The 26,438-nt window shown below is 40.8% G+C and carries 29 protein-coding genes; 10 read left to right on the top strand and 19 right to left on the bottom strand.

Going from position 1 to position 26,438, the window contains the following annotated elements:
• Positions 1-51: 51 nt before the first annotated feature.
• Positions 52-651 (bottom strand): hypothetical protein, encoded by a 600-nt coding sequence (locus FFR60_RS01700; RefSeq protein ID WP_137662727.1) that lies wholly within the window; start codon positions 649-651, stop codon positions 52-54.
• A 4-nt stretch (positions 652-655) separates the two neighbouring features.
• Positions 656-1,234 (bottom strand): TetR/AcrR family transcriptional regulator, encoded by a 579-nt coding sequence (locus FFR60_RS01695; RefSeq protein WP_137662726.1) that lies wholly within the window; start codon positions 1,232-1,234, stop codon positions 656-658.
• A gap of 322 nt (positions 1,235-1,556) precedes the next feature.
• Between FFR60_RS01695 and FFR60_RS01690 the strand changes: the two genes are divergently transcribed.
• Complete coding sequence (locus FFR60_RS01690; protein WP_137662725.1) at positions 1,557-2,198, top strand: hypothetical protein; 642 nt, start codon at positions 1,557-1,559, stop codon at positions 2,196-2,198.
• A gap of 44 nt (positions 2,199-2,242) precedes the next feature.
• On the opposite strand, the gene FFR60_RS01685 is transcribed toward FFR60_RS01690, so the two are convergent.
• From FFR60_RS01685 to FFR60_RS01675, 3 genes are all read right to left on the bottom strand, one after another.
• Positions 2,243-2,779 (bottom strand): TetR/AcrR family transcriptional regulator, encoded by a 537-nt coding sequence (locus FFR60_RS01685; RefSeq protein WP_137662724.1) that lies wholly within the window; start codon positions 2,777-2,779, stop codon positions 2,243-2,245.
• Between the two features lie 32 nt (positions 2,780-2,811).
• Positions 2,812-3,513, bottom strand: coding sequence for an ABC transporter ATP-binding protein (locus tag FFR60_RS01680; protein WP_137662723.1), 702 nt, complete (start codon positions 3,511-3,513; stop codon positions 2,812-2,814).
• A gap of 69 nt (positions 3,514-3,582) precedes the next feature.
• Positions 3,583-4,644 (bottom strand): ABC transporter permease, encoded by a 1,062-nt coding sequence (locus tag FFR60_RS01675; RefSeq protein WP_137662722.1) that lies wholly within the window; start codon positions 4,642-4,644, stop codon positions 3,583-3,585.
• A gap of 208 nt (positions 4,645-4,852) precedes the next feature.
• Between FFR60_RS01675 and FFR60_RS01670 the strand changes: the two genes are divergently transcribed.
• Complete coding sequence (locus FFR60_RS01670) at positions 4,853-5,452, top strand: uracil-DNA glycosylase family protein (RefSeq protein ID WP_249354926.1); 600 nt, start codon at positions 4,853-4,855, stop codon at positions 5,450-5,452.
• Between the two features lie 90 nt (positions 5,453-5,542).
• On the opposite strand, the gene FFR60_RS01665 is transcribed toward FFR60_RS01670, so the two are convergent.
• Complete coding sequence (locus tag FFR60_RS01665; protein WP_137662721.1) at positions 5,543-6,718, bottom strand: NAD(P)-dependent malic enzyme; 1,176 nt, start codon at positions 6,716-6,718, stop codon at positions 5,543-5,545.
• A 23-nt stretch (positions 6,719-6,741) separates the two neighbouring features.
• Positions 6,742-8,094, bottom strand: coding sequence for a 2-hydroxycarboxylate transporter family protein (locus FFR60_RS01660; RefSeq protein ID WP_371852617.1), 1,353 nt, complete (start codon positions 8,092-8,094; stop codon positions 6,742-6,744).
• 147 nt (positions 8,095-8,241) lie between these two features.
• On the opposite strand from FFR60_RS01660, the gene FFR60_RS01655 reads away from it, so the two are divergent.
• Positions 8,242-9,765, top strand: coding sequence for a Spo0B domain-containing protein (locus FFR60_RS01655; RefSeq protein ID WP_137662720.1), 1,524 nt, complete (start codon positions 8,242-8,244; stop codon positions 9,763-9,765).
• Between the two features lie 35 nt (positions 9,766-9,800).
• Complete coding sequence (locus tag FFR60_RS01650; protein WP_171004846.1) at positions 9,801-10,466, top strand: response regulator; 666 nt, start codon at positions 9,801-9,803, stop codon at positions 10,464-10,466.
• A gap of 172 nt (positions 10,467-10,638) precedes the next feature.
• Here FFR60_RS01650 and FFR60_RS01645 read toward each other — a convergent pair whose 3' ends face one another.
• Positions 10,639-11,484 (bottom strand): SDR family oxidoreductase, encoded by an 846-nt coding sequence (locus tag FFR60_RS01645; protein ID WP_137662718.1) that lies wholly within the window; start codon positions 11,482-11,484, stop codon positions 10,639-10,641.
• Positions 11,485-11,590: 106 nt separating this feature from the next.
• Here FFR60_RS01645 and FFR60_RS01640 point away from each other — a divergent pair, with 106 nt between their 5' ends.
• Positions 11,591-12,058, top strand: coding sequence for an Rrf2 family transcriptional regulator (locus FFR60_RS01640; protein ID WP_137662717.1), 468 nt, complete (start codon positions 11,591-11,593; stop codon positions 12,056-12,058).
• 57 nt (positions 12,059-12,115) lie between these two features.
• On the opposite strand, the gene FFR60_RS01635 is transcribed toward FFR60_RS01640, so the two are convergent.
• From FFR60_RS01635 to FFR60_RS01585, 11 genes are all read right to left on the bottom strand, one after another.
• The gene (locus tag FFR60_RS01635) at positions 12,116-12,535 is read right to left on the bottom strand and encodes a PTS sugar transporter subunit IIA (RefSeq protein ID WP_088935038.1); all 420 of its coding nucleotides are present in this window, start codon (positions 12,533-12,535) and stop codon (positions 12,116-12,118) included.
• Positions 12,536-12,572: 37 nt separating this feature from the next.
• The gene (locus tag FFR60_RS01630; protein ID WP_137662716.1) at positions 12,573-13,604 is read right to left on the bottom strand and encodes a LacI family DNA-binding transcriptional regulator; all 1,032 of its coding nucleotides are present in this window, start codon (positions 13,602-13,604) and stop codon (positions 12,573-12,575) included.
• Positions 13,605-13,634: 30 nt separating this feature from the next.
• Positions 13,635-15,818 (bottom strand): glycoside hydrolase family 31 protein, encoded by a 2,184-nt coding sequence (locus FFR60_RS01625; protein WP_137662715.1) that lies wholly within the window; start codon positions 15,816-15,818, stop codon positions 13,635-13,637.
• An 82-nt stretch (positions 15,819-15,900) separates the two neighbouring features.
• Entirely contained in the window at positions 15,901-16,743 is an 843-nt protein-coding gene (locus FFR60_RS01620; RefSeq protein ID WP_371852613.1) for a PTS system mannose/fructose/sorbose family transporter subunit IID, read from the bottom strand.
• Positions 16,724-17,515, bottom strand: coding sequence for a PTS mannose/fructose/sorbose/N-acetylgalactosamine transporter subunit IIC (locus FFR60_RS01615; RefSeq protein WP_137662713.1), 792 nt, complete (start codon positions 17,513-17,515; stop codon positions 16,724-16,726). Before FFR60_RS01615 ends, FFR60_RS01620 begins: the two co-directional genes overlap by 20 nt.
• Before the next feature lie 47 nt (positions 17,516-17,562).
• Complete coding sequence (locus FFR60_RS01610; RefSeq protein WP_088935034.1) at positions 17,563-18,045, bottom strand: PTS sugar transporter subunit IIB; 483 nt, start codon at positions 18,043-18,045, stop codon at positions 17,563-17,565.
• Positions 18,046-18,401: 356 nt separating this feature from the next.
• On the bottom strand, positions 18,402-18,830 hold the full coding sequence (locus tag FFR60_RS01605) for a hypothetical protein (protein ID WP_171004841.1): 429 nt from the start codon (positions 18,828-18,830) through the stop codon (positions 18,402-18,404).
• 145 nt (positions 18,831-18,975) lie between these two features.
• Positions 18,976-19,125, bottom strand: a complete 150-nt coding sequence (locus tag FFR60_RS01600; protein ID WP_137662712.1) for a bL35 family ribosomal protein — start codon at positions 19,123-19,125, stop codon at positions 18,976-18,978.
• 182 nt (positions 19,126-19,307) lie between these two features.
• A complete protein-coding gene (locus FFR60_RS01595) occupies positions 19,308-20,138 on the bottom strand; it encodes an AraC family transcriptional regulator (protein ID WP_137662711.1) in 831 nt (276 codons plus the stop codon).
• A gap of 94 nt (positions 20,139-20,232) precedes the next feature.
• Positions 20,233-21,285, bottom strand: a complete 1,053-nt coding sequence (locus FFR60_RS01590; protein WP_137662710.1) for a BMP family ABC transporter substrate-binding protein — start codon at positions 21,283-21,285, stop codon at positions 20,233-20,235.
• 163 nt (positions 21,286-21,448) lie between these two features.
• On the bottom strand, positions 21,449-22,129 hold the full coding sequence (locus tag FFR60_RS01585; RefSeq protein ID WP_088935031.1) for a cyclic nucleotide-binding domain-containing protein: 681 nt from the start codon (positions 22,127-22,129) through the stop codon (positions 21,449-21,451).
• Between the two features lie 194 nt (positions 22,130-22,323).
• Between FFR60_RS01585 and FFR60_RS01580 the strand changes: the two genes are divergently transcribed.
• From FFR60_RS01580 to FFR60_RS01560, 5 genes are read left to right on the top strand one after another with little or no spacing between them, the layout of a single operon-like run.
• Positions 22,324-23,250 carry a phosphate/phosphite/phosphonate ABC transporter substrate-binding protein gene (locus FFR60_RS01580; RefSeq protein ID WP_088935030.1) on the top strand — a complete coding sequence of 309 codons (927 nt, stop codon included), beginning with the start codon at positions 22,324-22,326 and terminating at the stop codon, positions 23,248-23,250.
• Positions 23,251-23,309: 59 nt separating this feature from the next.
• Positions 23,310-24,101, top strand: a complete 792-nt coding sequence (gene phnC / locus FFR60_RS01575; RefSeq protein ID WP_137662709.1) for a phosphonate ABC transporter ATP-binding protein — start codon at positions 23,310-23,312, stop codon at positions 24,099-24,101.
• Complete coding sequence (gene phnE / locus FFR60_RS01570; RefSeq protein WP_088935028.1) at positions 24,073-24,852, top strand: phosphonate ABC transporter, permease protein PhnE; 780 nt, start codon at positions 24,073-24,075, stop codon at positions 24,850-24,852. The genes phnC and phnE (FFR60_RS01570) overlap by 29 nt, the downstream gene beginning before the upstream one ends.
• Positions 24,849-25,631, top strand: a complete 783-nt coding sequence (gene phnE / locus FFR60_RS01565) for a phosphonate ABC transporter, permease protein PhnE (protein ID WP_137662708.1) — start codon at positions 24,849-24,851, stop codon at positions 25,629-25,631. The genes phnE (FFR60_RS01570) and phnE (FFR60_RS01565) overlap by 4 nt, the downstream gene beginning before the upstream one ends.
• A 1-nt stretch (position 25,632) precedes the next feature.
• Complete coding sequence (locus tag FFR60_RS01560; RefSeq protein WP_088935026.1) at positions 25,633-26,436, top strand: metallophosphoesterase family protein; 804 nt, start codon at positions 25,633-25,635, stop codon at positions 26,434-26,436.
• Positions 26,437-26,438 lie beyond the last annotated feature (2 nt).

Here is a 26,438-nt window from a genome sequence, read left to right as displayed (position 1 = left end):
ATAAACAGTAACGAAATGGATTTTCAATTTCGTTACTGTTTTTATTTAGCCCTAAATTCTAGAAAAATGCTTAAACGATAAGACTCCTATTGGGATAAAATAGAGACTCCAGACTAGCAAGACGGCTATTCCGATCCAATCACCGCCTGCCATATCCGGTTTGAATAAACCAAACATCGGCATAAAAAAGCAGCTGACAAAGAAAATCCCATGAACAAGCAACATTGCTTTTAGCCATTTACCCACTTTACCTTGAACATCCAGCGTCAATCCCGCAAAAAAAGTAGCCAGCGACATCAAGCTGTAACCTAGCATATCATAATTGAAAAAGAGACCAAATTGTTGAAAATCAAGTAGTGTTAAAGCCTCATGCGATAATCCCCCTGCATGAACAGTAGTAATTTGCGCGTAGTAAACCAGCAAAATCAATACAGCGTACACAATCGCAAAACCTACTGAAACATACCCCGCCAATTTCACATCACTCGTTGCAAAAAAACAAAACGAACTAATCATCGGCACAAAACTAAAAGCGATAAAAATGGCACTAAAATAACTGAAAAAATCCGACCCAGCAAGCATTGCTAGTGCAAAACTAAAAACAGCAAATACATTTACCAAGGATGAAAGCTTCGCAATTTTTCTATTCAATCAATCACTCCCTTTCGATATTTGCTAACATTGTGCTAACTAACTTTTTTATATATGCTTCTCGATCGCTGACTTTTTCAAAATCATAACCAAGTAAATCCTTCACCGCTTCGCAGCCTAAAAAAGCGACCTGCATTGCAGCCGTAAGTACAAAAGAAAGGAATGCTTTATCCCTTTCATCAGAAGTACTCGTCAAAGCATTCCTAAAACCGTATTGAGTGAATGCGGAATTGCTCTTTGGCGTATAATTTTGCAGATCTGATAATATAGATATTTTGGCAATCGCCGAATGCTCAAACAAAAAATTGAATACATGTGTTGCCCAAGCCGTTAAACGCTCCTTGTCAGTTAAATAAACTTTTGTCGTATCGAAATTAGAAATGACCTCACCAATAATCCGCTGAACACAAATCGCAATCAGCTTCTCTTTACTACCAAAATGATAATTAATCAAACCTAATCCGATATTTGCTCGTGTTGCAATTACTCGAGCAGTAATTCGATCAATTTTCCCATCGTTTTCCTCGATTAACTCTGTGGTAACCTGAATAATGGTTTCTTTAAGACTATTTTTCTCAGCCATACTGCCACCTCCCTGAACAATGTTCAACCACATTATACTGAACGTTGTTCAATATGTCGATATCTTTTTGAAACAATAAAAAATCTAAGGAAGAAAATCCTCAGTACGCTCAATTCTATTTGATTAAATTTCTTATTTCATTCGAAATGAGAACCGAGATTGTTTTGATAAAACCGGATTCATTCTTATCAAAACAATACAAAATGAGATTTGTCTGAATCAAATAACAGCTTTTTTCTTATTCCTACTGCACTTTTCACGAAGTATGCTATAATACTAACGATTAATACAACTCTTAAAAGAAAGTGACTGAAAAATACTCGTGAATTTAAAAAGTATTAAAAAATCAATCAAGCTTCGTAACAAACAAATCAGCAAAACATTTGCCCAAGTGGAAGAAACTCTGGCAAATCACATCCACAGTGATGTAAAAATCTATTTTGACAAGGCTAAACCGCATCAGCTCCACCTAGAGGAAAAAACTCCTGACGGTAAAACACGTCATATCCAAAGTGCCGAGCAAGACCGCTCATTCAAAGAATTGGTCGATGCACATATTCAAAAACCGCAAACCAACACGCTGAATCAATTGACTAACAGCATCTACAACTTATGGTCAGAAAGCTTCAAATCTGCAACACCTGCTGCTAATGAAGACACTGACAAAGCAGCTGAACTGGCTCAAGATATCTTGGCTGATGTAGTCAAAGACTCGGCGAGCGCTGGTGTAACTGCTGAACAGGCAGAAGCATTGAATCAATCATTGAAGTCTAAATCAAACTATTCTGCCGAATGGTCTGATGCAGACCAAGCAATCGAAGTTTTCTACAACCCGCCTAAAAAAGACCGTCAATTATTAGCAACGGTCGCGGCCGATCAAACGATCACTTACACAGATGCCCTATCGACAAAACGGGTAATGAAAAAAGAATTACCAGATATGATCGCAGCTGTCTTAGCATAATGAAAATCCCGCCATCTGATTTGATGGCGGGATTTTTTTGCTATTTATTTCAAGACGCCGTGGAAAAAGATCGCTATTGCTTGTTCCAAGTTATCTTTTCGGACTTCTTTTGGTGCATCCAAATAAGCCGAGATTAAAATAAATAATTGACGAACCGCAAATTCTGCATCGAGGGAAGCTCTGATCTTCGTTTCGTTTTCAAAAACATCTAAAAACGGTTTCTTGTAAGAATCACTCCAGAGAGTAAAAAGCTTTTTTGCTGTTTCTGGATTCAGCGTATGCTGAATATCATGCATCATCATAAACAGACTGAATGGATGTCTTTGCTGGAGATAGAAAGCCATCGCCATGATTTTCTCTTCGAAGTTGGTGTTCTTTGCGGATAACTCGCGCAAATTCTCCCCGACCTCCGTTGCTAATCGCTGCATCACTTGATAATAAATATTTTCTTTGTTTTTAAAATGATAATAGATGTTTGGTTGTGTAATTCCCAGAATCTTCGCGATTTGCCGAGTAGATGTGTCATTGTACCCTTGTTTCATAAATAATTCTTCGGCAACATCCAAAATCTCTTCATACATCGAATCGCCTCATTTTTTCTTTGGTACAACCATTATACGCTATCTGCTTGTTGCTCGTCTGGGGAAACTGCTTTTTCTTCCAATTTGCCATCCTTCATTTCTAAAATTCGGTCACAGAATTTCACTAAGCGCGTGTCATGAGTCACCATGATCGTCGCCTTATTTTTTTCTTTGGTTTCTTTGGCTAGAATCTTAACGACCTCATATGCTTTTTCCGAATCCAAACTGGCGGTTGGTTCATCTGCTAATATTATCGTTGGATCATGATATAAAGCACGGGCGATCGCTACGCGCTGCCGTTCCCCACCGGAAAGCTCTTCGGGATATTTATTTTCTAAGCTGGCGATTCCTAGCTGGTCAAATAATTTTTCTGCGACGGCTGAATTATCGTTTTTACTGACCTTATCGACTAATTTCAGCTGCTTTTTAACTGTTAAAAACGGGACTAAGTTAGATGCCTGCAAGATAAAGCCGATTTCTTTAAAGCGTAATTTGGCCCGTTCCTTTTCTTTTTTTTCACTAAAGTCTTCATCATTGATCAACACCTCGCCGGCAGACGGTGATTGCAAACCTCCTGCGATCGTTAAAAATGTACTTTTCCCAGACCCGGAAGGACCGATAATGGCGACAAACTCCCCTTTTTCTACTGAGAAGTTCGTTTCCTTTAACGCTTCGATCGTCGAGTCGCCATCTTTGAAGTTTTTTTCTACTTGTTTAAATTCAATTGCACTCATGCTTTTTCCTCCTACTAACTAGAATGACACATCCTGCTTTATGAAACGGCAAAAAGTTGGACAGACGCCCTAGCCGATTGCTTTCAATGGATCGATCTTAACGATGGTTCGTACTGAGAAGAACGCCCCGATCAATGCGACTAAGATCATCAAGATACTAATGCTGCCAAAAAACAGCATGTTAACCTGAAATGGCACTGCATCCGGCAATACCAAGGCTGTTCCTAACGTGGCGCCTAACCCAATCACAACCCCGACTGTCGCTAGTAAAAAGGTTTGGGCGATCACCGAATTTGAAATATAACGGCTGGAAATCCCCTGTGCCTTCATCACACCAAAAATTTCTGCCTTCTGCATCGTTAATACGTAGATGAAAATACCGATCACGATGGCCGCGATCACGATCAAGAAACAGATCATAAATCCAAACGTCAACACCTGCGCGCTGTAGCCCGGTAAATCATTGATAAAGCTTTTGATGCTGATTTTATCTAAGTCATCGGGAACTGATTGCACTTTCCCGCGAGTGATGATCGCATTGATCCGTGTATTTCCACTCGTTCCTTGTGTTTCAAACCGGATTTCCTGATATGCTCCGATCGTTGTGTAAAGCACGGGGGCTACATTAAATTTCGCATTATCTGTAAAGCCAACGATTTTCAACGTTTTATCATTGCCAGCCATTTTAACCGTTTCGCCGATTTTCAAATTATATTCATCCTTCAGCGAAATATCAGCGACGGCTTCATCATCCGAAGAAAACATTTTTCCGCTGGTCAGCTTTGGCGCTAAAAACTGATCCTTGTCGATTCCGAAAAAACTAACATCAATTTTTTCTCCGCTATCCCCTTTTATGACGCCGGCTGTTTGGGCAAGATATGCTTTTTTATCTGCTTTCACCTCATCAAAGGTTTTCAACGGGATCATCGACATATTTAAATTATTATTCGCCTCTTCCGTCAAAAGAATATTATCCGCATTCCATTTATCTACCGCTGTCCGATTGTCCTGCGCCAGCCCATAGGCTAACCCCGTCAAAAAGAACACCAAATAGGCAATCAGAAACATCACGCCCATCACTAATGTGTAGCGCAGCTTGGAATGTTTGATTTCATTTATCGCTAAAAACATAATTATGACCTCCACTTATCACTTGATAAAATTACGGTAACACGATTAATTTTTTTAGGAAAATAATTTGCTTGGCGCGAATTGGAAAAAATTCTCCTTCGAACTCCTCTAGTCATTTTGCAAATGGACCGGATTATTCTGTAAATTAAGAGAAACTGGACATCCTTTGTCAAGATTTGTATTGTAAACTGAAATTAAAGGAGGTTAGATGATGAATATTAAACAGGAGATTGAAAAAATGATTGAGGCAGACGACCAGATTCGTTTGAACGATATTACGATCGATCCGCTGTCAGTCAAAGCAATCATGATCAACGAGGTGGTCCCCGCTTATCCTGAAAATGATTTCTATGGATCAGAAGACGCTGCTTATCTGGAAACTACGATCCCTTTATTTCAAAAGGCCGGCATTGAGGTCACAAACATTCAGGAAATTTTGGAGCATGGAATCTATATCACCAACGCGGTCAAAACACCTAAGACCGAAACGACAATCGATAATGCCGCTATCGAAAGAAGTCTCCTCTATTTGGAAACAGAGTTGGCGCTTTTTCCAAATGTCAAAGTCATTATGCTGATGGGGGATGTCGCAAAGAAATGCTTTAACCGAATAACTAAAAAAGCTACCAAGAAAAATGCCGTCCCGGCAATCTCTACCTACAAGCTGCGCCACAGTGAGCTTTTTTATCAAACTATCCGAATCATGCCTTCATACATCATGACCGGTAAAAATATTTTGATTGAAAAATCAAAAGTCCAAATGGCAGCAGAAGATCTAGCGATTATGTTTGAGATAATTTCGGACTAAGGAAGCTAGTAAAGCTTGATAGAAACTATCAGGCTTTTTTTAATCCATCGAAAAAGGTGCTTTCCAAATCGGAAAGCACCCTGCTGCTCTTTATACTTCGACTGTTGAATACACTGCATCACTAACGGATTTCGCAACCACTTTAGCGACACCTGCTTGGAAAGGATCAGGAATGATATTCGTTGTGGTTAACTCTTCATCCGGGATCAAGCTGGCAATACCTTTTGCTGCAGCAATCTGCATCTCCACAGTAATTTTTTTGGCACGCGCATCTAATGCCCCACGGAAAATCCCTGGAAAGGCTAAAACGTTATTGATTTGGTTCGGGAAATCACTGCGGCCAGTCCCGACGATATACGCACCTGCTTCCAGTGCTTCATCAGGAAAGATTTCCGGTGTTGGATTGGCCATCGCAAAGATAACTGGTTTTCCTGCCATTTTTTTGATCCATTCTGGCTTCAGCACTCCCGGGGCTGAGACTCCGACGAACACATCTGCACCAATCAGCGCGTCTTCCAATGTTCCAGACTGATGATCTAAGTTTGTCACCTGTGCAATTGCAGCATGATGTTCTGGCAACTCTGCTGCATCCTCTGCATTTAAGATACCCCTTTTGTCTATTACAGTAACATTTTTAGCACCCGCAGCCAGAAATTTCCGCGTAACTGATAAGCCGGCAGATCCGCCGCCGTTCACCACGATTTTGACTTCTTCCAGTGTTTTACCGATCAGCTTCAAGCTATTGAACAAAGCGGCCAACACAACGATCGCTGTTCCGTGTTGATCATCATGGAAAATCGGAATATCGCATTCTTCAATCAATCGCTGCTCGATTTCAAAACAGCGAGGTGCACTGATATCCTCCAAGTTTACACCGCCGAAAGTTGGTGCCAATGCCTTCACGATTTGAATGATTTCTTCTGTGTCCTGTGTGTCTAAAACCAAAGGAACCGAATCAACACCGGCAAACCGTTTGAACAAAGCAGCTTTTCCTTCCATAACCGGCATTGCTGCCTCTGCGCCGATATTTCCCAAACCAAGTACAGCCGATCCGTCGCTGATAACAGCAACCGTGTTCTTTTTCGTTGTTAATTCATAAGCCAGATCCTTATCCTTGGCGATTGCAGAAGAAACCGCCGCAACTCCCGGAGTATAGGCGATACTTAAATCTGTGCGATCATCGATTGTTACCTTTGAGACAACTTCTAGTTTTCCGCCATACTTTTTTGCTTGTTCTAAAGCGAGTTCTTTTACATCTTTTGACATGTTTTATTCCTCTTTTCTTTTTTTTAGAAGATCATCCGTAAAATCCCTGTCATTGCAATCACTGTGATGGCACCACCTAAGCGAGTCGCTACTTGTGCAAACGGCATCAGGTTCATACGATCTGCTGTACTTAAGATCGCCACATCGCCGGTACCGCCCATTCCGCTTTGGCACGCTGAAATGATAGCAGCTTCAACCGGATTCATATTCATAAAGCGTGAGATAACAAAACCAGTCACGATAATCGTAAAGACGACACTGATCACCACGATGAAATATTGCCAGCTTAATGTACCGATCACATCTTTTAGTGGAATATAAAGCAAGCCTAAGCCTGCCATCAATGGAAAAGTAAAGTTGCCGGAAATAAATTTATATAACTGCTTTGATCCGCGTTGTGTTTCTTTCGGTACCACATTCAAGTATTTCAACAATGACGCCAGCACAATCATCAAGACTGGACCAGGGAAGCCCGTGAAATGCTGCAGCAAGCCGCCTGCGATAAACAACGTACAAGCCGTCAACACGCCGGCCCCCATTAATTTCACATCAATCGGCGAGTTATCTTCTTTTAAAGCATCTGCCATATCATCCGCATCACCGACTTTGACCAACTGTCCTTGACCAGAAAACTCAGGACGTTTTTCACCAAAGCGTGACAGCAACGCTGAACACATAATCGCAAAGAAGTTTCCGATGATCGTTGCTGGAATCAGCTGTGCCACTAATTGTTCGCTTCCAACACCCGTGATCGCGCTATATCCGATCGACAACGGTAAGATTCCTTCACCGATACCGCCGGCTAACACAGGAGTAACGATGTAAAACAATGCATGCTGCCAATCAAATCCAACTAGCACGCCGACTAAAGTGCCGACACCCATCGCAAAGATCATCCCCATCATCATTGGCACGATCATCCGCATCAAACCTTGCACCAGCATTTTGCGATTCATTCCTAAAATACTGCCGCAAACTAGACAAGCAATATAGAAGTATAAAAAGTTCGCTTCCTTCATTAATATGTTCGCTGAGTCTAATACATTTTGATTGACCAAATTGAAAAATACCAAGATCGATGGAATTAAAAGAGATAATATTGCTGGACCGCCAAAATTTTTAATAAAGGGCAAATTTGCACCGATCGTTCCTAATAACCAGCCAAGTGTTAAGATCACCGCAAAACCACCCAGCATATTGACTGGCAGCTGCTGCGCCAAAGCAGTGACGAAAATAACCGCCGACAAAGCAACATATACTGGTAATGATACCGAGCCGACCTTTACGTTTGTCCATTTTTCGATCAAGGACTGAGTCTTAACCCCGTCTTTTGGATGTGTCATGTTTACACTGGAACTCTTGAAATTTTTCTCCATGCTTTTTCCTCCTTATTTGTTTACGTTTTCAGAATAAGATGTTTCCGAATAGTTAGATAGATTATTCAACTTATTTAAGTAACTCAATTAATTTAAGCATTCGTCCGTTTAACCGCCTATGCTATACTTATTTCGGAGGAACAGAAGATGAAAAAGGGATTACGCCTATGGGCTTTACTATCGATTATTTTTATATCGACCTTATTAATCACTAATACGATTCTGTATGGGGTGATCTTGTATCAAGACGCGAAGACTGTCCAAAAAAGAGAGGAAAAACTTTTACTGTCAGTCGGAAAACAGCTTGCTTTGGAACCAGCGATCAAGCAAACTTTATTAAAAAATACCTTTTCAGATAAAACCGAAAGTTATACCGTAAACGTCGCAAAAATTCATCAAATGGACTTTATCGTGTTGATGAATATGGATGGCATCCGGCTCACTCACCCTGATGAGAGCAAGATCGGCGGACATTTTGAAGGCGGCGATGAAGTGGAAGCACTGCACGGGAAATCTCATGTGTCCATTAGTGAAGGAACGTTGGGCCGTTCGCTGCGCGGCTTTGTACCTGTATATGAAAACGGAAAACAAATTGGTGTTGTTGCTTTAGGTATCAAGCTGGATTCTTTGACCGAGTTGATTGAAAATTCTCGTCAACAGTATACAATCGCTCTACTAATCAGCATCGGTACTGGGTTGCTGGTGGCGTCAATCGTGGCTTATTACCTGAAGAAGCAATTATTGAATCTTGAGCCAAAAGAAATCTCGCGCTTATTAACAGAAAGAAATGCGATGCTGGACGAAACAAAAGATGTTGTGGTAGTAATTGATACTGAGGATACTATCAAGCTTGCCAATATCGCTGCTACTGAAATGTATCATCTGCTCAGCGGAAATAATGATAGCTTGACGGGGAAAAAAATCGATCAGCTATTGGTAGATAGAGGGCAAGTGGATTTCAATCGGTCAGTCCAGCAGCTTTATCGCCAGAATGGTCAAGATTACCTGTTCTCAGTCGCGCCGATTATTGTTCACAAAAAAGAAGTCGGCTCTATCTTATTTTTAAGAAATGCAACTGAATCCCTTTTTGTCACCGACCAGTTGGCTAATACGACCGCCTATGCTTCTGCGCTGCAAAGTCAGTCACATGAATCTATGAATAAACTGCACGTTATTTATGGTTTGGTTGATTTGGAGAATTATGAGGAATTAAAAATCTATTTGAACGACATTTTACAACCTGAAAAAGAATTTTCTCACCGTTTATCTGTCTTAGTGAGAAATCCCCTGATCGCCGGTTTCTTTATTGGTGAACGCGAGAAATTTGCGGAACGAAAAACGCAATTGCTGATCGATATTTCTCCAGAAATTCCCAAAACCGCTACTCAGGAACAAACGACCAATTTAATCAATGTTTATCGCTACATCCATCATGCCTTACTTCAACGCCCGCTGCCTGCAGAAATACTGATGGATATTGAATATCATAATGAGCAATTGAAAACTCGTTACCAGATCCAATTACAAGAACACGAAATCGCAAATCTTGAAGCAGTCTTTGCTGAGAACTATTTCCTTCAACTTGTAGAAGATTGTCAAGGCAAGTTCCAACTGACAACGACTCAGGAAACGATCACGATTAGCTTAGAAACAAAGTATTTAGTCGAATGATATGGTGATCCAACTATTATAAATAAGGAGTCCTTATTATGAATGTACTGATTATTGAAGATGATCCGATGGTTGAATTTATTCATCGAAATTACTTGGAAAAACTAGACCTCTTCCAAGAAATCTACTCTGCAGCTACTGTTCAAGATGCGGAAAATCTCTTAGCATATAAAGCGATCGACTTGATCTTATTAGATATTCATCTAAAAGATGGCAACGGACTAGATATTTTAAGCAATCTTCGGATCTGTAAAACATCGCATGAAGTGATCGTGATCACTGCTGCCAACGAGGCTCACAGTGTAAAAGAAGGTTTGCATCTGGGGGTGATTGATTATTTGATCAAACCCTTTACCTTTGATCGCTTCAAACAGAGCATTGCGCTTTTTCAAGAGAAAAAGAAGCAGCTGGAAACTGCGAAAGTCAGCCAAGAAACTATTGATTCTTTGATAAAAAAATCAACAGCCGCCCCTTCTGAAGAATTGGAAAAAGGACTGTCTGTCGATACCTTGGAGCATATTTTGAAAGTAATCAATGAAATAAAGCAGCCCTTCACGATCCAAGAGCTGGCTGATCACTGTGGCTTGTCCCATGTTTCTGTACGAAAATACATCAGTCATTTAGATCAAACACAACAGTTAAAAGCTGAAACGATCTACACTAAAGTCGGTCGTCCTTATAAAGCATTTCGATCGCTATGAGTTCTTAATTGCAAAAAAATCTTGATTCAAAAATGAATCAAGATTTCAGTCTAAAACGCCTATCCCAAATGTGGAATAGGCGTTTTTCTAATTGATAAAGTTAGTTATTGGTTCCTTCTACAAGATACCAACGCCTTAATTTTTCTCTGACATCAGTTCACGCTTACGATTGTTAAGCGAGCAGCTCTTTGAAGCCTGCTTCCAAGCTGACTAACGGTCTGCCGAGTGCTTTTTCGAAATCGTCAGACACCACATCCAATTGATCATTTTTTATATCGTATTGGAAGGACAAGAACATTTCTGCCACAGGTTGAGGCATGCCGCTGCCAACTAAATTATCAATAAAGCCTTGATCGTCTGATCTTACCACTTCAAAATCTTTTCCTGTCGCTTTTTTCAAAGCTTCTGCCAATGCATCATAGCTTACCGGTTTGCCAGAGAGTTCCAGAATCGCTGGATATTCCGTTCCAGCTAACGCCTTTGCGGCTACTTCCGCATATTCTCTTTTCAGTGCCCAGCCAGTTTTTCCGTTTTCAGCCGCATAAACAAATTTTCCATTATTCAAGGCCGCGCCAGCGATCGGCATTTCATTTTCTAAATACCAGTTGTTCCGTAAAAAAGTATGGGCGATGCCTGATTTTTCGATCAATCGTTCAGTAAAGATATGGTCCGCTGCTAAAGGACTGGTTGCTTTATCCGCACCAGCAAAACTTGTATAAGCGATGTAAGCAACACCGGCTTCTTTTGCGGCTTCCACTACATTGGCATGTTCTTCTTGACGATTCCCCGGAGCCCCAGAAACAAATAGTAAACGATCGATTCCTTCCAGCGCCTGTTTCATTGATTCCTTATCTGCATAATCACCAATGCGGATGTTCAAACCCGCTTCTTTTAAAGCTGCGCCTTTTTCTTCGCTTCGTACTAAGGCATAAATGTCAGCAGTCGGCACACTTTCCTTCAAAAAATCTAACGCATAACTACCAAATCCACCAGTTGCTCCTGTTACTAAATACTTCATGTTATCCACTCCTTATTTTTTAGCTGTATATTTATAATTTACACCTTTAATCATAAGTAGTATGATAAGATATGTCAAGAGAGAAATTTTGAAAGGACCGAAAAAAATGAAATATTCGATACAATTCAGTGATGCTATCCATATTATTGCTTATATCGAAATCTATAAAGGAACCGATGGCCTATCTAGTGAAATGATCGCTAGAAGTGTCGAAACGAATCCGGCAAATGTTCGAAAAATCATGAGTCAATTAAAAAAATCTGGTCTGATCATTACACAAGTTGGAAAACCGAATCCGACTCTGGCAAAACGCCCCGAAGAGATCACGCTGCTAGATATTTATAAAAGCATCGAGGGCAATACCAACCTGATCCAAGTCGATCCGAAAACCAATCCTGATTGTATCGTCGGTGCAAACATTCAGGATGTGTTAAATGAAAAATACGATGAGCTGCAGAAAAAAGTAGAAGAAGAAATGAACGGGATCACCCTCGATAGCTTGGTCCATAAAATCGCAAAGCTGGAAATAGAAAAAAGACCTGAAAATGAACCTGTTTTAAAAAATTTTCTATGAAACGGCAAAAAAATGTGTGCTTTCCGCAAAACGGAAGCGCACATTTTTATTTCCCAATTATTCATCCTCATCATCAAGGCCTTGAGCAGCCAAGTAGGAATTTACATAGATTATTTGTTCTTGGCCTTCTTGAATGGCTTTTTCCAGAAAAGCTGGCTCGACATACTCATCGCCTAAGCCAAGCAATACAGTGATGATCAACGGCAAGTTCATTCCTGTAATAACATGGACATGCGGATTAGAAAGATACGGGACAAATGCTTGATTGACCGAGCCGCCTAAAAGGTCGGTAAAAATGATTGCCTCGTCCTCTTCCGTCAAGTCATCCAGTTGTACAGCAATTTCTTCTTCAACAGGGATATTTTGCGTATAGGCCGCAATCGTAACAATCTCGGCTGAATTCGGCATAATAAATTTTACCGTTTCTTCCAACCCTTTTGCAAAATTCAAGTGGCTCGCAAAGATAATTTTTCTCATCGTTCCTTCTACCTCTCATGATTTTTCTTCATGCAGTTTACTCCTTCAGCTCAGCCGAAGCATTTATATTTTTCACTGATTGGCGCGTAATTAATTCACCATTGACGCTCGTATATTGTCCAGTAAAGCTTTCAGAAATATTTGCGATCAATTTGTTAATCGCAATCACCCCTTTTTCTGTATGGTCAATTCGAATAGTTGTTAGCGGCGGTTCCACTAACGATGCAAAGGCGATATCATCAATACCAACGACTGATAATTCAATCTGCTGCTCCTTTAAAAAATTAATCAGTTCAATCGCCAAGAAATCTTCAGAAACAACTACTGCTGTCAAATTTTTTAGAACCTCAAGATAGACTTCAAAACCGATCTCTTTTGAGCGCTCGATCTTATGCAATTCGGAGATGCCGTTTTCCGTTAAGGCTTTTTTATAACCTGCGTACCGCTGTTCATTGACACTTGGTTCATTTTCCAAAAAGCCTCTTGAAACAAAGCCAATTTTTTTATGCCCATTTTCAATCAAATGGTTTGTCGCGATCGCTTCTAATTCTGCGTCCTCGGTATTAACAAACATCGTATTGGGATTAGACAAAGCCGTTCTAAGATCAGGGGCATCCAAGACCGTATCGATATAAACCACAGGAACTTCCAGCAATGAATCAATCTCTTTGAATAAATTAGAGGGAACTCCCACGATCACGAAGCCAGCAAACTGCCAGTTCGTTTGGATCTTGATCAGGTCCTCGACATTTTGGACATTATGAAACAGCACGAAATAGTCTTGTTTTTTCGCTTCATATTCGACCCCTGACAAGATTTCGGAGACGAAGGGATTGACGATATCTTTGCTGTGGCGCTTTGAATAGTAAATCAAACCAATTAATTTACTAGGTGCCTTGACCAAAGAACGTGCATTCAAATTGGGGGTATAATTGTATTTTTTTATGATTGAGTTGATCAACGCGAGTTTTTCTTTACTAACTCGATGGGAGCGATTATTAATGACATTCGATACAGTTGTCACGGACACTCCAGCCTCTTCGGCAATTTTCTTTATAGTTACCTTCATCAATAACCAACCTTCCTCATTAGGGTTCTATTACTCAATTAAATAGCACATTTCCATCAGCATAGTCCGAATCGCCGGATTCTCAAGTGTTTCGATGTAGCTTGAGAATTTTCGTGAATCTGAAAAAGCGGTCGGTAGAAAACGGAATATTTCTTTTTTCTTCTCATAATCCAATTTTGTAAATTGAAGCTTTTTCATAATTTGTGCTTCCACTTGGGCATTTTGATTTTCTTCGGTATTATGAATAACGATTTCAATCGTTCGATCTTCCGGAATCAGACCCTCTGGATCATTTACAGTATAAGTCAACTCTTTCATTTTATCATCATAATGGAAAACAGTCTCAGCAATTTTTGATTCAACGTGTTCAAACATTGAATACTCATTATCCATTCCCGGAAAGACTTGGACACTGATTTTCTTCGGCAGAATTTCGGGATCACCCATGTAATCTTTGCTTAATGGAATAATTCCGCCGGCTTTAACAAAGACTGGAATAGAATCAAAATCGCGACAGACCTTGATTTTCGTTCCGCCGGGATATCTTAAACCAGTAAAGAAATCGTACCAACCCCCTTCAGGCAGCCATACTTCCTCCATACTCATCTGGGTGTCAGCCACAGTCGGTGTCGTGATCGGTGCTACAAACATTTCGCTCCCAAATAGATATTGATTTGGGAAATTGTAAGCCTCGCGCTCTTCAGGATATTGATAATACATTGGTTCGATCAACGCTCTTCCTGAGATGCTTGTATGATAGTTCGCTGTATCAAGATACGGGATCAGCTCTCCACGAAGTCGCAAGAAATTACTCATCGCATGTTCAACTTGAAGCGGGAAATTCCATGGCTCTTTCCCAACAAAAGGATTATCGTAGCTGTGGAGACGATTGATCGGACTGAACACACCAAATTGCAGCCAACGCAAGGATAATTCTGCATCATAGGCTCCGCGATAATGCCCGCCAATATCATGACTCCACCAAGTGTAGCCGATATTTGTCGCTGTCGCTGTAAAATAAGGCTGAAATGCTAACGATGCCCAAGTAATTTGACTATCGCCAGAAAAACCTAGCGGATAGCGATGCGATCCTGGTCCGGCATAACGTGAAAGCAACAGGCCATCGCCGCCATGTCGTTTACTATTATCGAGAAAATGATAATGGTTCAATGCCCATAGTGGCTCTACTTTGGTTTTATCGCGACTAGCTCCCTGTTGCCAATCCACCCACCAAAAATCCACGCCTTGTTCTTCAATCGGATGATGGACATCAGTGAAATAGCTTTCTCTAAATAAGGGATTATTAAAATCAAAGTTCGCTGGCTCTTCAGCAACTTGATCAAGACCCATCCGCTTTGCGACCGCAGGATAGCTGTCTTCAAAGGCGCGAATCCCCGCCGCGGGATGAACATTCAGGGTTACATGCTTGCCTCTTTGATGCAGCTCTGTCAATAGGGCCTTGGGATCAGGGAATAATTCTTTGTTCCAAGAATAACCTGTCCAAGCTGAACCAAAACGTTTCGGAATCTCGGTCTTATGCCAATCCATATCGATTACAGAAACACTGATAGGGATTCCTTCTTCCTCAAAGCGATCCATTAATTCCAAATAGGAAGCTTGAGTATACTTATAATAGCGGCTCCACCAATTCCCTAAAGCATAGCGCGGGATCAATGGGGTTTTTCCAGATAAACGGTAGTAATCCTGAAGCGCCTTACGATAATCCCGACCGTAAGCAAAATAATAGCCGTCAACTTCTTGAGGATTTCGCGGTGCGAACTCATCTTCTAAGAGCACGAAGGAGTCGGTATCGTCAATGTAGCTGAATCCATCTTTGCTTTGAATCCCTGGATCTAACGGAATCGCTCCGTCCACATTATCCAAAGTTTCAACTGTTCCTAGTAGATTTTTTTTATCCTTTTCGCCAAAATACCATCTAGAAAAATACGTTCCATAGTTATACTTGGCATCAATATAGAGATTTGAGCCATTGAATTCTCCGCCATCATAATATAAATGGAAGGAATCCGTCTCAATTTCCACTAAGTGTCCGCCGCTATTCTCTTTCACCGTATAGTCTACTTTGCCAAAATCTCTTTCTTGAACGAATTGAGTCGGCCGATCTTCAAAAACACCCGTTTTCGAGTATTCCAAGCGACATAATTTGCTGGTAATTACCGTGAAGCGATAGTCCGCTCCTTGGATAATATTCATTTGTTATCCTCCTAGAGTCCTTCATCAAATATGAGATGCACGATCCCATTTTCGATGATTCGTTATAATTTTTTGATTTTTATTAAGCTGGTGTCAAAATTCCTAAAAAAGCGCCTACCATTGAAAGTACGATCAGCAGCACGATGATTCTCGTCGTTGTCCATCGTTTACTTCCAATCAATTTGTAAACTAGTACCGTCAGTAAAACTGGTAATAGTGCTGGCATGATTTTATCCAAAACATCGGCTTGAAGCGCCAGTTTGACTGCTCCAGTCTTAAACGTTAGCCCTGTTTGTACTTTTACTGCTGTAGATATCAATGCACCCACGACTGTTAAGCCCATGACTGAGGCCGCTTCAGTAAAGATCGCCAGTTTTTCACCTAACGTTGTAACCAGCTTCACCCCTGATGAATAGCCCAGATCCCAAAGCTTTAATTTTACAAAGGCAAAAATGATATTGAACACAAGCCAGATAATCGCACCGACTGGATTCCCCTCCAAAGCCATATAACCAGAAATCGAACCCAAAATAGTCGGGATTAGAATCCAAATCAACGTATCTCCGATTCCAGCAAACGGTCCCATTAAAGAAGTTTTCAGTGACTGAACGGACTCGATCGATTTCCCACCATCACGTTCTTCAATCGCCAGACTGGCACCAAGGATGATATTTGCCATGGCTGTAGTGGTATTAAAATATTTAAAATGGTTGTTTAACGATTCGATATAATCCTTATCATCGGGATAAATTTTTCTTAGCGCCTTGTTCAAGGAAAATACAACTGCTGGTCCTTGCTGTGTTTCGTAATTAAAATTGTTTACTCCCATAAACATGTACCGCAAGGCTGCTCTATGGCGCTCTTTCTTCGTAAGAATTGGTTGATTCACTGCTTGACTTTCCGTATTATTCATCATAATCATCACCCTCCACTTGAGTATTGACCGCACCATTTGCGGCTGCAGCCGATTTGTTCATTTCAATATTGAAAATCAAGTAAGCGGCACCAAAACCTAATAGGCCAATTGCTAAGACTGGCAAATTTAGATACGCTGAAAAGACAAAGCCAGCAACTAAAAAGGTCAAATATTTTTTGGTTGGCATATAATGAAGCAGCAGTGCCACCCCGACGACCGGTAGCATCCCGCCGGCAATATTCAAGCCATTGGTCATCCACTTTGGAATCACCTTTAAAATAAGCTCAACTGCTCCAGTTCCGAAGAACACCATGATTGTCGTTGGAATAATTTGTTTCAGTGCAAAAAATAATGGTCCCACGCATAACCAGAAATTCATTTTTTTGAATTGACCGGCGTTAGCGGCCTCTCTGGCCTTCATAGCAAAACCTGTATTGATCATTTTTACTAACACGTCTAGCTGAATCGCTAACATCCCAACTGGCAAGCCAACTGCTAAAGCGGCACCAGTTCCAATCCCTGTTCGGACTGCGACAAATGTTCCAATAATCGTTGCCAGCCCATAATCTGGAACGGACGAGCCGCCCAAACCAGCAACTCCTAAATTCATTAATTGAAATGTGCCGGCAATAATCATCGCCGTCTGCATATCTCCCATAATCAAACCAGCAAATAATCCAATAATTGCAGGAAAACCTGTTATCACGGCGATTCCTTGTACATCCAATGTCATTACTACGGCCAAAAGTATAATTAAAATATTTTGTAAAAATTCCGGCATTGTTATCCCTCTCTTTTTTCAAGTTTATTTAGCGAAGCGTTTTCATTCTATTTATAAACTAAAGAACTGCTATAAGGCACATCTTGATCATCCGGTACATATTTTACAAATACAGGAACGCCTAATCGTTTGATCGTTTCCAGCTCGTCTTTTTCTTTTTCAGTTAATGAAATGAATTTTGAAATTTTTTCTTTTCCTTCTGCATCAAACATGATTCCTAAATCAACTCTTGGAATCTCGATCCCTTCTTCTAAAAAACGAATAATTGTTTCAGGCTGACGAACAATCAGAAAAACTTTCTGCGAATCATAGTTTCCATTTTTAAAATTCTGAATTGCCTTTTCCGTATTAATAATGCTCATACCCGTTCCTGTTGGTTTTGATAAGCGCATCGCGGCTTTTTGAACTTCATCCTGACTAACCAGATCATCCACTACCATGTATCGTTTCGGTTGAAGATGGGCGAACCACTGATTCACAACAATCCCATGAATCATTCTTTGATCAATCCTAGCTACAGCAATCGGCATAACAATCTCTCCTTTATTTTTTAGTTTAACGTTAAACTATTTATGAGGTTATTATAAAATATGAAAACCCTTTATTCAAGTAAAAACACCTGCTAATTCTTTATATTACTTTGAATAAAATTGGATATTTTTACTTAAATACCGAAAAATAAGGTTTTATCAATAAATCGATGCTCCATAAAAAAACAAATATTTTTAGTTTAACGTAAAACTTAATAATCCATTATTTCGAAAATATTCACAGTTTTTCAAGTACCACAAAAACTGAAATCTGCATCAAAATAAGCGGCAGTTTTCTTAAATGAAAACTGTCGCTTATTGAAATTAACTCTTCAAGCATTTTTTCGGTAAATATATTAGCTCACCTTTTGCTTTCTAAATTTCACCAAAATAATAATTGAAAGGGTAAGCAGACAAACTTTGGTGACAGGAATACTCCCCATCGCAAAGAGAATGATACTTTGTATAAGATAAGCATTCATTTTCAGAAGGCCAGCGATCAATGGCAGAAACAGAGCAAAAATTTCTACGATATAAAAAATCAATGAAATCAGCACCCATCTTCTTTTTTCTGGATACTCCTTATTTAACCGGAAGCAAATAATCTCACAAATAAATCCGACGATATGCAGAAAGCCAATAAAAAATGGCAATCCGATGAATGGCGTCAAAATGAGCATACCTCGTGAAGCGACCGTAAAGAAGCCGACACTGACTAGCAAGATGAAGCTGATGATCGAATAAATAAGCGTATAAATAGCGGTGGCCTTGGTAAAATTTATCATAGTAATCTCCTTTTATATAACCTATAAAACCAGTATACGATAAATCATCCAGATATAATCCAACAAATGAAAACAATAAAAAATCCATCAAGAAATCATCCTGCGATCACTTGATGGACTTTCTAGTATTCATTTAGAAATAATTTCACTTCAATAATCCTTTTTTCACAGCAGGCATATCCGCATGATCAACATAATTTGAGCCGTTCTTTCCCTTATTATGTCGTTTGGCTTTGCCATTCTTGGTCAGCTTTACGCGCTTTTTTATGCCGCTGTGTGATTTCATCTTAGGCATTCGTTAACTCCTTTTAGCATCCATTCACTTTAAAAAACTACTACCCAAGATAAGGTGGAATCACCATTTCCATCTTCAAGCCCCCTTTAGATAAAAAAAGATTCTCTTCTGCAACAAAATTATCTGCTTTCGATAATCTTATTGTAAAAAAGAATCGTTTGATAAACTTCTGAATTCTTGCTCTATTTTATCGGGATACAAATATCCATTTGAACATAACCTGCTTCCCAATCAATCCTGCGATAAATATTCAAGCCGTAATTTTCCTTCATTTGATATTCGCTTTGCGGCAGCCAAATGGTAAAAAGCCCTTGAGCAGCTGAAAAGATTTCCTCAATCGTTCCTTGAAAAGGAAAGACCGCGCATTTTCCAGCTTCGATGACCTTTGTATTCTCACTAGCGAAAACCTCATCCACCGTAAAACACAGATCGCAAATGCTATTATCAAAAATCGCCAAAGAAGGATCGTTATAATATTTTTCAATCATCACCGACGTTTCATCATAATAAGCATTCTCGGCGATAAAGCTTGACCACTCCTGCTTCAAGTTGACATAGCTGCCGAGCTTCCGTTCAAAAACAACTAACAGGTCGTTTAATTCGCGAATCTCAATTTTTTGCTGATAGGCTTCATAAGAAGACAACGTCTCTTGTTTTTGCGGATTGAAGGGGTTGGGCACTTTGTTGGCCTTGATCGCTTTGCGAAAATTTACCGGCGACTGATCGTATAATTCTTTAAATACAGAACTATAATTTGACGCACTATACCCATAATCCAGCCCAATCTCCGAGATTTGCTTGTCTTTTTTCAGCTTTAAATCAATCGCACTTTGTTCGATCTTCATTCGTTTGATGAACGAATAGACACTCTCACCCGTCACCTCTTTAAAGGTTCGACAAAAATAATACTTCGAATAAGAAAGCTGATTCGCCACATCGGCAATCGTAAGCGGTTCAGCTAAATGAGCCAAAATATAGTCGATGCTATCGTTTATTAATGCTCTCTTGTCCATTACGTTGCCTCCATGATTGATTTCTCTCTCAATTTTAACAAGAAATCAATCTCTCTGCCGAATCTTTTATTGGGAAACATTTGCTAAAACCAGATTATTTCTCCGGTACAGTCAGCTCGCCGCTGATAATTTTCTCCTTCGCTTCTGCAACAGCTTTGGCTGCTTCATCGGATAATTGTCCCTTTGTCAGATCGACGCCCTCTTCTTTTAAACCAAAAGTCAGATGCTTGCCGCCCGGGAATTTTTCGTTATAGGCTGTTTCCGCAAATTCTTTGACCGCGGCTCCGACATTCTTTTTCGTAGATGTTAGCGTGAAATTCCCCGTTTCTCCATTTTCTAGTTTATAGTCTCCTTCATCTTCTTGGTCCCGATCCACACCGATGACCCAGACTTTTTTGCTATAATCATTTTCATTGCGGGCTTTCGCTTCTTGGAACACGCCGGCGCCTGTGCTTCCGGCAGCTTGGTATAGAATATCTGCGCCATCTTTATACATCGAAGCGGCGATGGCTTTGCCTTTATCCGGCGAGTCATAGGAGGCTGCATACTGAACGTTCACTGCTACTTCTTTATTCTGAGCATCCGCACCGGCCTTCACTCCAGCTTCGAATCCACTTTGGAAGCGTTGAATGACTGGGCCCTCCATTCCGCCAATAAAACCAACTTTATTGCTTTTCGTCGTATAGGCAGCAGCTAAACCCGCTAGATAAGCACTTTCCTGATCTTTAAAGGTGGCTGATGAAATGTTCTTTTTACCTGTAATTTCGCCATCTACTAAGGCAAAATTCAATTCGGGATTGGCTTTTGCGGCATTTTTTAATTCTTCCGCTTGCAAATAGCTTAAACTGATGATCGTAGTGAAGCCGTTTTTTATCGCCTGATCGATATTGGTACTATTGTCCTCAGGATTGTTCGTTTCGATATACGTAAAATCTTTTTTCGCCGTCAGCTGTTTTTCTTTTCCCCAAGCTTCAAGCCCTTCCCAACTAGCTTGGTTAAAGGAACGATCATCGACTCCGCCAAATCCTAAGACCAACGCAATTTTACTCGTTTCCTTTTCGGCTTTTTTCTCTCCACCCGTTTGTGAACAGCCAACCAAAACTGCACATGAAGCTAAAAATAGTAATGATACCAGAAATTTTTTCAACACTCTTCTCTCCTTTTTGTGTCTTGACACTTATAACTTTTAAAAGTATAGCATACCGATATATCGAACACTATCTGTTTTCGGCAGATTCGCTTCTTCTCAAAATAAAAAATCACCCTGCAAGAATGCTCAAGGTGATTTAAGTGGTTGATCTATTTAGTTTTTATGGTCGAGCAGGATTACTGAGGTTTTCAGCCAAATCCTCCAGCGCATCAAAATCATGAATCAAATAATAGTTTTTCTTTTTTTCGATAATATTCGCTTCTCGAAAATTCGTGATCGTTCGTAAAAGGTGGCGATAGCTGACATTTAAAATAGACGCGCAAGTTGTCAGGCGAAATGAAAAACGGTCGTCTTCGTGATTCGTCAAAATGAATTTCGCCAAGCGGGTCTCCACGGGCTCCGTTAATGAATTCGCCAGATTAATTCCTGAGTTTAGCCGATAACTCAATAGCTGGCAGATATTCTGTAAAAAGCGAACATCCTGCTGCAGCTGAGTACGGTACTTATTTAACGGAATACTGAGGCAGATACAATTCGATACAGCCTTCACACTGCTTTTTGGCAATAAGCCCCATAAGGAAGAGGCCTCCCCTATTGGTGTCGCGGGCTTGGCATGATCGATACAAATATTTTGCGTATCTGAGGAATAAGAATAAACCATAACCGTACCCTCCACTAAAAAGTACAAATAATCAGATGCCGTTCCCGCATGAATGAGGTGCTCTTCCTTTTCGAAATAGTGCAAAGAAGCCATCGTCAAAAGATCTGAATCCATATATTCTTGCAAATGATGCAGCTCGATATAAGCAGAAAGCTGCTCGGCATCCTGAATTTTTTTCATGGAAAGAACCACCTCTAAGAGTTTTTCTTCATTATAGCTTATAATGATTTCATGCTCAATACGAACAATCCATTGTGTTTGATTGTAAATTGTATGTAAAAATTGTGTAAAATAGGACGTGCGTCACTTCATTATTTTTGATTCCTTGCTATGATTTAGACGTAGTAGAAATTACATCCAATAGGAGGAGAAAAATGCAGTTCAAACAGTTAGCAAAAGGGTTTATCGGAGTGATGTTACTTACGGCTTTAGCTGGGTGCGGTTCTGGTAAAACAAGCAGTTCAGAAAAAGACACGAAAGAAAAGTTGGTCGTACAATTTGTCCCGACGAACAACGACGGCAGTATGGAAGCCAAGGCAAAACCTTTCGCCAAATACTTATCGAAAAAATTAGATCGTGAAGTAGAAGTAACGCTGGCGACAGATTATTCGACAATCGTTGAAGCGATGTCTTCTGGTCAAGTGGATGTTGGTATCATGCCCCCTGCCGCTTATGTACAAGCAAAAGATGCTAAGGCTGCTGAAGCGATTTTGACCTCGCAGCTTGGTGATTACGATCAAGAAACCGGCTTGCCGTTAAAAGATAAATTGACCAATACCTTTAAAGGCGAAGTTTTAGTTCGTGCGGACAGTGATATGACCAAATTGACTGATCTTAAAGGAAAAAATATCGCTACATTAAGTCCTAACTCGGCCAGCGGCTATATTTATCCTGTGGCGGAATTAAAAGATGCTGGTGTAGATCCTACGACCGATGCGAAAATGACTACTGTTAATGATATCCCAAGTGAAATTACTGCTGTATTGAATAAACAAATGGATGCGGCCTTTGTTTTTGAAGGCGCGCGAAATGTCTTTGCCTCAGGTTTTTCTGATAATGATTTATTTAAAGACTTGAAGGTCCTATATTTGACTGAAGGCGACATTCCAAATGATGCTATCGCGGTTCAACCAGATATGTCCAAGGACTTAAAAGCAGAAATCAAGAAAACCTTCCTTAATATGAAGGATGATGAAGACGGCGCGGAAGCCATGTCTTTATGGGGACATCAAGGTTATGAAGAAGCTGCGGACTCTGCCTACGATACAATCAGAGATTACACGAAAAAAGCAGCGGATTAAGAGATTAATAAGTGTCAGTGAATTTTATTCACTGGCACTTTAAAAAACGGAGATAGATAATGATAATTTTTGACAATGTTTCGAAGGTTTATCCCAACGGTGTCGTTGGTCTCAAGGATATCAATCTAACCATTGAAGATGGCGAATTTGTGTCCATTATCGGATTGAGCGGTGCGGGAAAAAGTACCCTGCTGCGCAGCATCAATCGTTTAGTCAGCACCACCAAAGGCGATATTCGTATCAACGGGACCTCTATTACAAAAGCAAATAAAAAAGAATTGCGCATGATCCGCCGTCAAATCGGTTTGATCTCCCAAAGCTTTAATTTGGTGAAACGCAGTACCGTTCAGAAGAATGTCTTGTCCGGACGCTTGGGTTATTACTCGACTTGGAAAAGTATTTTCGGACTATTTACCAAAGAAGACTACCAGCAAACAAAAGAAGCGTTGGAAACAGTCGGCTTGTCAGACAAATTGCAGACCCGCAGCGACGAGCTCAGCGGCGGTCAGCAGCAGCGGGTGTCGATTGCCCGCGCATTAGTTCAGCAGGCGCCCATTATTTTAGCAGATGAACCGGTAGCTTCTTTGGACCCGATCACGACGCAAAAAGTCATGGCGGATTTGAAAAAAATCAATCAAACCATGAATAAGACGGTCATCGTCAATCTTCATTCGGTTCCGCTTGCTCGTGAGTTTTCGACACGCGTGATCGCCTTGAATGCCGGACAGGTCGTCTTTGACGGATCACCCGCGGCCTTGACCGATGAACGTTTGAATCAGATCTATGGCAAAGCAATTTTTGAAGAAAAGGCAGGCGAAATCAATGAGCTTGAAAGAGACCGTTCACTTTAAATGGTATAAGCACCTGCTTATTCTGCTGTTTCTAATCGCTTGCTTTCAAGGAAGTGCATGGATCACGACCGCTGATTTTTCTCAGGTCTTCAATAATTCCAGCCAAATGACGGCTTTCTTATCACGATTTATCCATCCTGACTTCAGCTATTTGCCTAAATTGGTAGAACCGATGGTTAAAACATTGCAGATGTCCTTACTAGGAACCGTCATTGGACTGCTCTTTGCGATTCCAGTGAGTTTTTTAGCAACGACCGTAGTGACTGAAAACCGGTGGCTGTCGACTATTTTCCGGTTTCTTTTAGGCTTGGTTCGTACGATCCCTACGCTGCTGTTAGCTGCACTTTTTGTTGCTATTTTTGGAATCGGTGAAGCGACAGGTGTTTTGACTATCGCTGTTTTCACCTTTGGCATGGTGTCGCAATTAATGTTCCAAGCAATCGAGACAATCGACTTCGGTCCGATCGAAGCTGCATCGGCAGTCGGCGCCAATAAAATGCAGATCGCTGTCTGGTCGATTACTCCACAAGTGTTGAGTCAATTTGCCAGTTATGCGTTTTACGCGTTTGAGGTCAATGTTCGTGCTTCTACCGTTCTTGGCTATGTTGGTGCCGGCGGGATTGGCGTTATTTTGAATTCATCGCTGGCTTTATTGAATTATGAGCGGGTGTCGATTATTATTCTGACGATTTTACTTACGGTCGCTATCGTTGATAAATTAAGCGAGCGTGTTAGGAGGTCCCTGCTATGATGATTCGCGAGATGAATAGAAAGACGATCGTTTCGCTGGTCGTATTGGTCATTCTTGTTGTGCTATCAGCGGCGACGTTGGACTACTCCGGCTTGAGTACCTTCTCCCCTGCGATGGGAATGGACGTTCTGCGCGGTTTAGGACAGCCTGACTGGGGCTTTTTCTATGACGGCAGCGGCGAAGATTTGATGAGTCTGCTTTTACTGACGATCGGGATCGCTTGTTTAGGAACAATGATTGCGACAGTTTTAGCTATTCCTATCACTTTGATCAGCGCAGCGAACTTGTGGCAGGCGCATCCTTGGGTAACGAAATTAGGAAAATTCATTTGTAATGTTTTGCGGGCATTCCCTGAATTGGTGTTTGCGATTATTTTCGTCAAAGTAGTCGGTCCAGGTCCTTTTGCCGGAGTAATGGCGATCGGTGTTCATCAAATCGGAATGCTGGGAAAATTATTTACCGAAGAAATGGAAGCGATGGATGAACGGCTGGTTGAAGAAATGCATGCCGTAGGCGCAAATTTTTGGCAGACGATTTTTTATGTCCGCATTCCCTACCTAATGCCGATCTATTGTTCCTTAGCATTGAACCATTTTGAAATTGCTGTCCGTAGTGCCGCAACCCTCGGTCTCGTTGGCGCTGGCGGAATTGGCGCACCGCTGATTTTTGCGATTCAAACCCGTTCTTGGAGCAAGGTCAGCATTATTTTGATCGGTGTCGTTGTTACCGTGTTTATTTTGGACCAAATAACCGGAATCATAAGAAAGAAATTGAGATAACATGAATATATTGCACATATCAGATATACATTTTCGCAGAAAGTACGAGGCCTGTGATGAAGGCTATAAAGGCATGCTGGCTAAGATGCAGAATCCATTGATTCCACTGGAAAAATGTTTGACACACCTGCAGCAGCAGACCACGCTTGATCTAGTAGTCATCAGTGGAGATTTGACAGAAGACGGCGAAATAGAAGATTATCGTTATTTACGGAAGTGGCTGAAACACCAATTAGGCGATACCGAAATCATTGTGACGCTAGGAAATCACGATATCAAAGAACATTTCAGAGTCGGTTGGTGCGCGGAGGAAGCTTCTTCCGCGCCATACAATCAAGTAGTGACGCTGCCCGACTTCACAGTGATTTCCTTCGACAACTCATGCTATGGCTATGCCGATGGTATTGTTGATGAAGGTCAATTTCAATGGCTAGAGAAAACCTTGGAGCAAGTGAAAAACCAGCCAATCGTAATAGTCACCCACCATCATTTGCTGCCGCAGCAAAGCAGTATTTCGAATTGGCCGGGGACTGAACGATTTCTGGAGCTGATCGCGCCTTTTGATATTCGCTGTATCCTGAATGGTCATACCCATCATACTTTCAGTGATGAAATTAACGGCATTCCCTATTTTACGGTGTCCAGTATGTCCTTTGTCGGTGAAGATGAAGGCGGCGGCTTTGTCCGTTTTGAGGAGCGTCATGGCTACAATCTTTACCAGCTCCAACAAGGAAGAGTGATCCAGCAAACATCAGAGAACTTTATTCCAGGTCATGTGCTAAAAACACTGCATATGACTAAATAACT

It is taken from the genome of Enterococcus hulanensis, assembly GCF_005405485.1.
GTDB classification, from domain to species: Bacteria; Bacillota; Bacilli; order Lactobacillales; family Enterococcaceae; genus Enterococcus_A; species Enterococcus_A hulanensis.
This window is presented reverse-complemented; position numbering and strand designations above follow the sequence as displayed.

Coding starts and splice junctions, on each gene's coding strand:
- FFR60_RS01695 (WP_137662726.1), bottom strand. CDS start 1,234: ATGGCTGAGAAAAATAGTCTTAAAGAAACCATTATTCAGGTTACCACA.
- FFR60_RS01685 (WP_137662724.1), bottom strand. CDS start 2,779: ATGTATGAAGAGATTTTGGATGTTGCCGAAGAATTATTTATGAAACAA.
- FFR60_RS01680 (WP_137662723.1), bottom strand. CDS start 3,513: ATGAGTGCAATTGAATTTAAACAAGTAGAAAAAAACTTCAAAGATGGC.
- FFR60_RS01675 (WP_137662722.1), bottom strand. CDS start 4,644: ATGTTTTTAGCGATAAATGAAATCAAACATTCCAAGCTGCGCTACACA.
- FFR60_RS01670 (WP_249354926.1), top strand. CDS start 4,853: ATGATGAATATTAAACAGGAGATTGAAAAAATGATTGAGGCAGACGAC.
- FFR60_RS01665 (WP_137662721.1), bottom strand. CDS start 6,718: ATGTCAAAAGATGTAAAAGAACTCGCTTTAGAACAAGCAAAAAAGTAT.
- FFR60_RS01660 (WP_371852617.1), bottom strand. CDS start 8,094: ATGGAGAAAAATTTCAAGAGTTCCAGTGTAAACATGACACATCCAAAA.
- FFR60_RS01655 (WP_137662720.1), top strand. CDS start 8,242: ATGAAAAAGGGATTACGCCTATGGGCTTTACTATCGATTATTTTTATA.
- FFR60_RS01645 (WP_137662718.1), bottom strand. CDS start 11,484: ATGAAGTATTTAGTAACAGGAGCAACTGGTGGATTTGGTAGTTATGCG.
- FFR60_RS01640 (WP_137662717.1), top strand. CDS start 11,591: ATGAAATATTCGATACAATTCAGTGATGCTATCCATATTATTGCTTAT.
- FFR60_RS01635 (WP_088935038.1), bottom strand. CDS start 12,535: ATGAGAAAAATTATCTTTGCGAGCCACTTGAATTTTGCAAAAGGGTTG.
- FFR60_RS01630 (WP_137662716.1), bottom strand. CDS start 13,604: ATGAAGGTAACTATAAAGAAAATTGCCGAAGAGGCTGGAGTGTCCGTG.
- FFR60_RS01625 (WP_137662715.1), bottom strand. CDS start 15,818: ATGAATATTATCCAAGGAGCGGACTATCGCTTCACGGTAATTACCAGC.
- FFR60_RS01615 (WP_137662713.1), bottom strand. CDS start 17,515: ATGCCGGAATTTTTACAAAATATTTTAATTATACTTTTGGCCGTAGTA.
- FFR60_RS01610 (WP_088935034.1), bottom strand. CDS start 18,045: ATGCCGATTGCTGTAGCTAGGATTGATCAAAGAATGATTCATGGGATT.
- FFR60_RS01605 (WP_171004841.1), bottom strand. CDS start 18,830: ATGATAAATTTTACCAAGGCCACCGCTATTTATACGCTTATTTATTCG.
- FFR60_RS01600 (WP_137662712.1), bottom strand. CDS start 19,125: ATGCCTAAGATGAAATCACACAGCGGCATAAAAAAGCGCGTAAAGCTG.
- FFR60_RS01595 (WP_137662711.1), bottom strand. CDS start 20,138: ATGGACAAGAGAGCATTAATAAACGATAGCATCGACTATATTTTGGCT.
- FFR60_RS01585 (WP_088935031.1), bottom strand. CDS start 22,129: ATGAAAAAAATTCAGGATGCCGAGCAGCTTTCTGCTTATATCGAGCTG.
- FFR60_RS01580 (WP_088935030.1), top strand. CDS start 22,324: ATGCAGTTCAAACAGTTAGCAAAAGGGTTTATCGGAGTGATGTTACTT.
- phnC (WP_137662709.1), top strand. CDS start 23,310: ATGATAATTTTTGACAATGTTTCGAAGGTTTATCCCAACGGTGTCGTT.
- phnE (WP_088935028.1), top strand. CDS start 24,073: ATGAGCTTGAAAGAGACCGTTCACTTTAAATGGTATAAGCACCTGCTT.
- phnE (WP_137662708.1), top strand. CDS start 24,849: ATGATGATTCGCGAGATGAATAGAAAGACGATCGTTTCGCTGGTCGTA.
- FFR60_RS01560 (WP_088935026.1), top strand. CDS start 25,633: ATGAATATATTGCACATATCAGATATACATTTTCGCAGAAAGTACGAG.